The sequence below is a fragment of the Dietzia sp. Cai40 genome, assembly GCF_014145165.1.
Taxonomy (GTDB): Bacteria; Actinomycetota; Actinomycetes; order Mycobacteriales; family Mycobacteriaceae; genus Dietzia; species Dietzia natronolimnaea.
In genome coordinates, this window is the sequence record NZ_JAALEB010000087.1 from 1 (window position 1) to 6494 (window position 6494).

The window sequence follows — 6494 nt, forward strand, 5'->3', positions numbered from 1 at the left end:
CACCGACGCCACGATCGGCTCCACGGCCGAGCCCGAGGTCTCCTCGCGGCACCGGGCCAGGGTCGCCCGGGACGGCGGGTCGCTGCGACTGACCGTCGACGGCACCCAACAGCGCTGGACCGTCGTCCGCTCCGCTGACCCCAAGGCGGCGGACACCTTCTGGGTGGCCGGCGACGGTGGCACCTGGGACCTGCGGCTGCTCCCGTTGATCGACTCCCGGATCCACGACGCCGGGTTGTCGGACGGTCAGATCCTCAGTCCCATGCCCGGATCGGTCATCGCGTGCTTCGTCGCCGACGGCGACGAGGTGACCGCGGGCCAGAACGTCCTGGCCGTCGAGGCCATGAAGATGGAACACGCCCTGTCGGCACCGATCGACGGGGTGGTCCGGCTGAACGTCTCCACCGGCGAGCAGGTGCCCGCCGACCATCTGCTCGCGACCGTCGAGCCCCACCCCTCCACCGAAGAATCCGAAGGAGAAGGTAATGCCTGAGTTGGAAGAGCACTACGCCGACCTGAAGTCGACGGTCGCCGAGTTCGCCGACAAGGTGGTCGCCCCCGCCTCGGCCGAGCACGACCGCAACCACACCTTCCCCTACGAGGTCGTCGCCAAGATGGGCGAGATGGGCCTGTTCGGCCTGCCCTTCCCGGAGGAGTTCGGCGGCATGGGCGGCGACTACTTCGCCCTCTCCCTGGCACTCGAGGAGCTGGGTCGTGTCGACCAGTCGACCGCCATGACGCTCGAGGCGGGCGTGGGCCTCGGCGCGATGCCGATCTACCACTTCGGCACCGACGAGCAGAAGAACACCTGGCTGCCGGATCTCGCCGCGGGCAGGAAGCTCGCGGGCTTCGGCCTCACCGAGCCCGGTGCGGGGTCGGATGCCGGCGCCACCAAGACCACCGCGAAGCGGGACGGCGACGAGTGGGTGGTCAACGGCAACAAGCAGTTCATCACCAACTCGGGGACCGACATCACCTCGTTGGTCAACGTCACCGCGGTGACCGGCGTGCGGGACAACGGCAAGAAGGCCATCTCGACCATCATCGTCCCGTCGGGCACGCCCGGCTTCACGGTCGAGCCGGCGTACGACAAGGTCGGCTGGAACTCCTCCGACACCCACCCGCTGACGTTCTCCGACGTGCGGGTCCCGGCGGAGAACATCCTCGGCGAGGAGGGGCGCGGGTACGCGAACTTCCTGTCGATCCTCGACGAGGGGCGCATCGCGATCGCCGCGGTGGCCACCGGCGCCGCCCAGGGGTGCGTCGACGAGTCGGTGAAATACGCGCGTGAACGCGAGTCCATGGGCCAGAAGATCGGGTCGTTCCAGGCGATCTCCTTCAAGATCGCCCGCATGGAGGCCCGCGCCCACACCGCGCGCTGCGCCTACTACGAGGCCGCCCGCCTCATGCTGGCCGGCAAGCCGTTCAAGAAGGAGGCCGCCATCGCCAAGATGGTCTCCTCCGAGGCGGCCATGGACAACGCCCGGGACGCCACCCAGATCCACGGCGGCTACGGGTTCATGAACGAGTACCCGGTGGCCCGGCACTACCGGGACTCCAAGATCCTCGAGATCGGCGAGGGCACCACCGAGGTGCAGCTCATGCTGATCGCGCGCGGTCTCGGGTTATGAGTGACCAGGCTGTGACGATGGACGGACAACGCAAGGAGATCGTCCAGCGCGGACTGTGGTTCGAGGAGTACGAGGTCGGCACCGCCTACCTCCACCGCCCCGGGCGCACGATGACCGAGACGGACAACGTCCTGTTCACCACGCTCACCATGAACACCCAGGCCCTGCACCTCGACGCGGCGTGGTCGGCCGAGCAGCCGGGCTTCGGCGGCGAGCGGCTCATGAACTCCATGCACACGCTGTCGACGCTGGTCGGGCTGTCGGTCGCGCAGCTCACCCAGGGCACGATCGTGGCCAACCTCGGGTTCTCCGAGGTCACCTTCCCCAAGCCCGTGTTGCACGGTGACACCCTCTACGCCGAGACGGTGTGCACGGACAAGCGGGAGTCGAAGTCGCGCCCGGGCGAGGGCATCGTGACTCTCGAGCACATCGGTCGCAACCAGCACGGTGACGTGGTGGCCAGGGCCGTCCGCAAGACGCTGGTCCGTAAGCGTCCGGCCGACCAGGCGGGGGAGGGGTCAGCATGACCCCGGCGTGGATCCCGCCCGGCCCGGCACTGCTGTTCTGCCCGGCCGACCGCCCCGAGCGGTACGGCAAGGCGGCCGAGCGCGCGGACGTGGTGATCGTCGACCTGGAGGACGCGGTCGCACCGGACGCCCGACCGGCCGCCCGGGAGGCGCTCGTGGCCTCCGACCTGGATCCGGAGCGCACGATCGTCCGTGTCAACCCGAGCGACTCCGATGATCACGCCGCGGACCTCGAGGCCCTCGCCGGGACGGGCTACCGTTGCGTCATGCTCGCCAAGACCGAGTCGGCCGCGCAGGTCGCCGACGTCCACGCCGTCACCGGCGCGGCGGTGTTGGCGCTGGTGGAGACGCCTCTGGGCGTGATCCGCGCCGCGGAGATCGCCGCCGCACCCGGATGCGCCGGGATGATGTGGGGCGCCGAGGACCTCCTGGCCGCCATGGGTGGCTCGACCAGCCGTTTCTCGGGAATCGAGGCCGGTGGCCCCCGGGTCGCGGGGGAGTACCGCGACGTCCCGAGGCACGCGCGTGCGCAGGTCGCGCTCGCGGCGGCCGCGTTCGGTCGGTGGGCGGTGGACTCGGTCCACCTCGACATCGCCGACGAGGCGGGTCAGCGCGCCGAGGCGCTCGACGCCGTCGCCCTGGGGTTCGTGGCCACCGCCTGCATCCACCCGTCCCAGGTGGCGGTGGTCCGACAGGCCTACGCGCCCGACGACGACGAGGTGGCCTGGGCCCGGAAGGTCCTCGACGCCGCCCGGAGCAACCAGGGTGTCTTCCGGCTGGACGGCCGCATGGTCGACGGCCCCGTCTTCCGACAGGCCGAGGCGACGATGCGTCGCGCCGCGGCCTCCGCCACCTGACTCGCCGCCACCCGACACGCCGCCACCCGACACGCCGCCACCCGACACTGCAACCCCCACTTCGTGGGCCGTCCGATCCCACCCTCAAGGAGCACCGAGATGACCACCACCGATCTCGATTCCACCCCACTGGACCCCGCCCTGTCCCACACCCGTGGGGACGCCGACGTCCCGCTGCTCACGCAGACGATCGCCGACAACCTGGCCGCCACGGTCGAGCGCTTCGGCGACCGCGACGCCCTCGTCGACGTGCAGGCCGGACGCCGGTGGACCTACACGGAGTTCCACGCCGACGTCCGTCGCCTGGCCTCGGGCCTGCTCCGGCTCGGGATCCGGACCGGCGACCGCGTGGGGATCTGGTCCCCCAACCGCTGGGAGTGGGTGATGATCCAGTACGCCACCGCCGAGATCGGGGCGGTGCTGGTCAACATCAACCCCTCCTACCGCGTCCACGAGCTGGAGTACGTGCTCAAGCAGGCCGGGATCAAGGCCGTGGTCGCGGCGCCCCAGTTCAAGGACTCGGACTACACCGGCATGCTCTCGCAGGTCCAGCCGAGCTGCCCGGACCTCGAGGTCGTCGTGCTGTTCGGCGACGAGGAGTGGGAGTCGATGATGTCGGGGCCCACCGACCCGGAGGAGCTGGCCGGGATCCGCGCCGGTCTCGGCGCCGGCGACCCCATCAACATCCAGTACACGTCGGGCACGACCGGGTTCCCCAAGGGCGCCACCCTCTCGCACACCAACATCCTCAACAACGGGTTCTTCGTGGGCGAGACGATCAACTACTCGGAGGTGGACCGGGTCTGCATCCCGGTGCCCTTCTACCACTGCTTCGGCATGGTGATGGGCAACCTCGCGTGCACCACCCACGGGTCGTGCATGGTGATCCCCGCGCCGGCGTTCGACCCCGCCGCCTCGCTGCGGGCGGTGGCGCAGGAGAAGTGCACGAGCCTGTACGGCGTGCCGACGATGTTCATCGCCGAGCTCGCGCTCGAGGACTTCGACTCCTACGACCTGTCGTCCCTGCGGACCGGGATCATGGCGGGGTCGCCGTGCCCGGAGGCGACCATGCGTCAGGTGATCGACCAGATGAACATGGAGGAGGTCTCGATCTGTTACGGCATGACCGAGACCTCCCCGGTGTCCACCCAGACCCGGGCCGACGACTCGTTGGACCGCCGCGTCTCCACCGTGGGGCGGGTCGGCCAGCACCTGGAGATCAAGATCGTCGACCCGGAGTCGGGTGAGACCCTGCCGCGCGGCGAGGCGGGGGAGTTCTGTACCAAGGGGTACAGCGTGATGATCGGGTACTGGAACGAGCCGGAGAAGACCGCGGAGGCCCTCGACGCCGACGGGTGGATGCACACCGGGGACATCGGGGAGATGGACTCCGACGGTTACGTCAAGATCACCGGCCGGATCAAGGACATGGTGATCCGCGGCGGCGAGAACATCTATCCGCGCGAGGTCGAGGAGTTCCTCTACACGCACCCCGACATCCTCGACGCCCAGGTGATCGGGGTGCCGGATCCCAAGTACGGCGAGGAGCTCATGGCGTGGGTCCGGCTCAAGCCCGGGCGCGACGACCTCACGGCCGACGAGGTCCGCGATTTCGCCACCGGCAAGCTCGCGCGCCACAAGATCCCGAAGTACGTCCACGTGGTGGACGAGTTCCCCATGACGGTCACAGGCAAGGTCCGCAAGGTCGACATGCGCAAGACGGCGATCGAGATCCTCGGCATCGCCTGACGGCCCACACACCCAAGGAGGACGTGTATGTCCAGCAAGATCATGACAGCGGCGGAGGCCGTCGCGGACATCCCGGACGGGGCGTCGATCGCCGCCGGCGGATTCGGGCTGTGCGGGATCCCCCAGGTCGTCATCGAGGCCCTCGCGTCCCGCGACGTCGGCGACTTCGAGGTCTTCTCCAACAACGCCGGGGTCGACGGCAAGGGCCTCGGCATGCTCCTGGAGACCGGGAAGCTCCGGCGCATCGTCTCGTCGTACGTGGGCGAGAACAAGGAGTTCGCCCGCCAGTACCTGTCCGGTGAGCTCGAGGTCGAGTTGACGCCGCAGGGCACCCTCGCCGAGCGGATGCGCGCGGGCGGCTCCGGGATCGGGGCGTTCTACACGCGGACCGGCGTGGGCACCTACGTGGCCGACGGCGGGATGCCGTGGAAGTACGACTCCGAGGGCGGCGTCGCGGTGGCCTCGCCGCCCAAGGAGACCCGGGAGATCCGGGGCGAGACCTACGTGCTCGAGCAGGCCATCGAGGCCGACTTCTCGCTGGTGCGGGCTGCGGTCGCGGACCGCAGCGGCAACCTGCGGTTCAACCTCACCGCACGCAACTTCTCACCGTTGGCCGCCATGGCCGGCCGGGTGTGCATCGTCGAGGCGGAGAAGATCGTCGAGGTCGGCGAGCTGGCCCCCGACGACATCCACCTGCCAGGCATCTTCGTGCACCGCCTGGTGGAGCTCACCGCGCAGCAGGTGGAGCAGACCAAGTGGATCGAGAAGACCACCACCAACCCGCCCTCGGAAGGACAGCGCTGATGAGCAGGATCGGACGCGACCGCAAGGCGATGGCCGCCCGCGCGGCCCTCGAACTGTCGGACGGCCAGTACGTGAACCTCGGTATCGGGCTCCCGACGCTGGTGCCCAACTACGTCCCCGAGGACGTCAACGTCACCCTGCAGTCGGAGAACGGACTGCTCGGGATCGGCCCCTACCCACACCCGGACGACGTCGACCCGGACCTGATCAACGCCGGCAAGGAGACCGTCACCACGCTCCCCGGCTCGTCGATCTTCGACTCCGCGATGAGCTTCGGGATGATCCGCTCGGGCAAGATCGACGTGGCGATCCTGGGGGCGATGGAGGTCAACCCGGCCGGTGACATCGCCAACTGGATGGTGCCCGGCGCGATGGTCAAGGGCATGGGCGGCGCGATGGACCTCGTGGTGGGGGCCCGCCGCATCGTCGTGGTGATGGACCAGGTGGCCAAGGACGGCTCGTCCAAGATCGTCTCCGAGATCTCGCTGCCGCTCACGGGCCTGGGCTGCGTGGACCGGATCATCACGGAACTCGGGGTGTTCGACCGCGACGCAGACGGGCTGACCCTGGTGGAGATCGTCGACGGGGTGACCCTCGAGCAGGTCGCCGCCGCCACGGGAGCCCCGTACCGGGTGAGCGCGGACCTGGCGTGATCGAGGTGCTGGCGTGATCGAGGTGCTGCGGTAATCGCGCCACCGCCCGCCGGCGCCGCCGGACTCTGGACCACACCGGTCCGGGGTCGGGCGGCGCTCTCGGCGTTGGCCTGGGTGCTGGGGTATGTGGTCGGCCTCGTCGTCGTCGTCCTCCTCGTCCTCCTCGCCGCGAGCACCGTCGGCACCGCGCGACCCGACACCGCCCTGCTCGCCCTCGTGGTGCTCGGCGGCACGGCGGTGGCGGCGCTGGTCGCCGTGCGGATCCACCTGCTG

Annotated in this window: 7 protein-coding genes; all 7 read left to right on the plus strand. The window is 69.7% G+C overall.

The window, feature by feature from the left end; genetic code table 11:
* On the plus strand, positions 1–493 hold a 493-nt coding region (locus tag G6022_RS04335), incomplete at its 5' end, for a biotin/lipoyl-binding protein (RefSeq protein ID WP_182691052.1).
* Positions 486–1631 carry an acyl-CoA dehydrogenase family protein gene (locus tag G6022_RS04340; RefSeq protein WP_179525850.1) on the plus strand — a complete coding sequence of 382 codons (1146 nt, stop codon included), beginning with the start codon at positions 486–488 and terminating at the stop codon, positions 1629–1631. The genes G6022_RS04335 and G6022_RS04340, both read left to right, overlap by 8 nt.
* A 17-nt stretch (positions 1632–1648) precedes the next feature.
* Positions 1649–2158 (plus strand): MaoC family dehydratase, encoded by a 510-nt coding sequence (locus G6022_RS04345; RefSeq protein WP_179526313.1) that lies wholly within the window; start codon positions 1649–1651, stop codon positions 2156–2158.
* Positions 2155–3015 carry a CoA ester lyase gene (locus G6022_RS04350; protein WP_182691054.1) on the plus strand — a complete coding sequence of 287 codons (861 nt, stop codon included), beginning with the start codon at positions 2155–2157 and terminating at the stop codon, positions 3013–3015. The genes G6022_RS04345 and G6022_RS04350 overlap by 4 nt, the downstream gene beginning before the upstream one ends.
* Positions 3016–3114: 99 nt before the next feature.
* Positions 3115–4764 carry an AMP-binding protein gene (locus G6022_RS04355; protein WP_182616216.1) on the plus strand — a complete coding sequence of 550 codons (1650 nt, stop codon included), beginning with the start codon at positions 3115–3117 and terminating at the stop codon, positions 4762–4764.
* Positions 4765–4791: 27 nt separating this feature from the next.
* On the plus strand, positions 4792–5568 hold the full coding sequence (locus tag G6022_RS04360; protein ID WP_179525847.1) for a CoA transferase subunit A: 777 nt from the start codon (positions 4792–4794) through the stop codon (positions 5566–5568).
* The gene (locus tag G6022_RS04365; protein WP_182639376.1) at positions 5568–6221 is read left to right on the plus strand and encodes a 3-oxoacid CoA-transferase subunit B; all 654 of its coding nucleotides are present in this window, start codon (positions 5568–5570) and stop codon (positions 6219–6221) included. Before G6022_RS04360 ends, G6022_RS04365 begins: the two co-directional genes overlap by 1 nt.
* Positions 6222–6494: the final 273 nt, after the last annotated feature.

Bases quoted from the DNA above. Each gene is read 5' to 3' on its own strand.
- G6022_RS04350 (WP_182691054.1), top strand. From the start codon at position 2,155: ATGACCCCGGCGTGGATCCCGCCCGGCCCGGCACTGCTGTTCTGCCCG.
- G6022_RS04360 (WP_179525847.1), top strand. From the start codon at position 4,792: ATGTCCAGCAAGATCATGACAGCGGCGGAGGCCGTCGCGGACATCCCG.
- G6022_RS04340 (WP_179525850.1), top strand. From the start codon at position 486: ATGCCTGAGTTGGAAGAGCACTACGCCGACCTGAAGTCGACGGTCGCC.
- G6022_RS04355 (WP_182616216.1), top strand. From the start codon at position 3,115: ATGACCACCACCGATCTCGATTCCACCCCACTGGACCCCGCCCTGTCC.
- G6022_RS04345 (WP_179526313.1), top strand. From the start codon at position 1,649: ATGGACGGACAACGCAAGGAGATCGTCCAGCGCGGACTGTGGTTCGAG.
- G6022_RS04365 (WP_182639376.1), top strand. From the start codon at position 5,568: ATGAGCAGGATCGGACGCGACCGCAAGGCGATGGCCGCCCGCGCGGCC.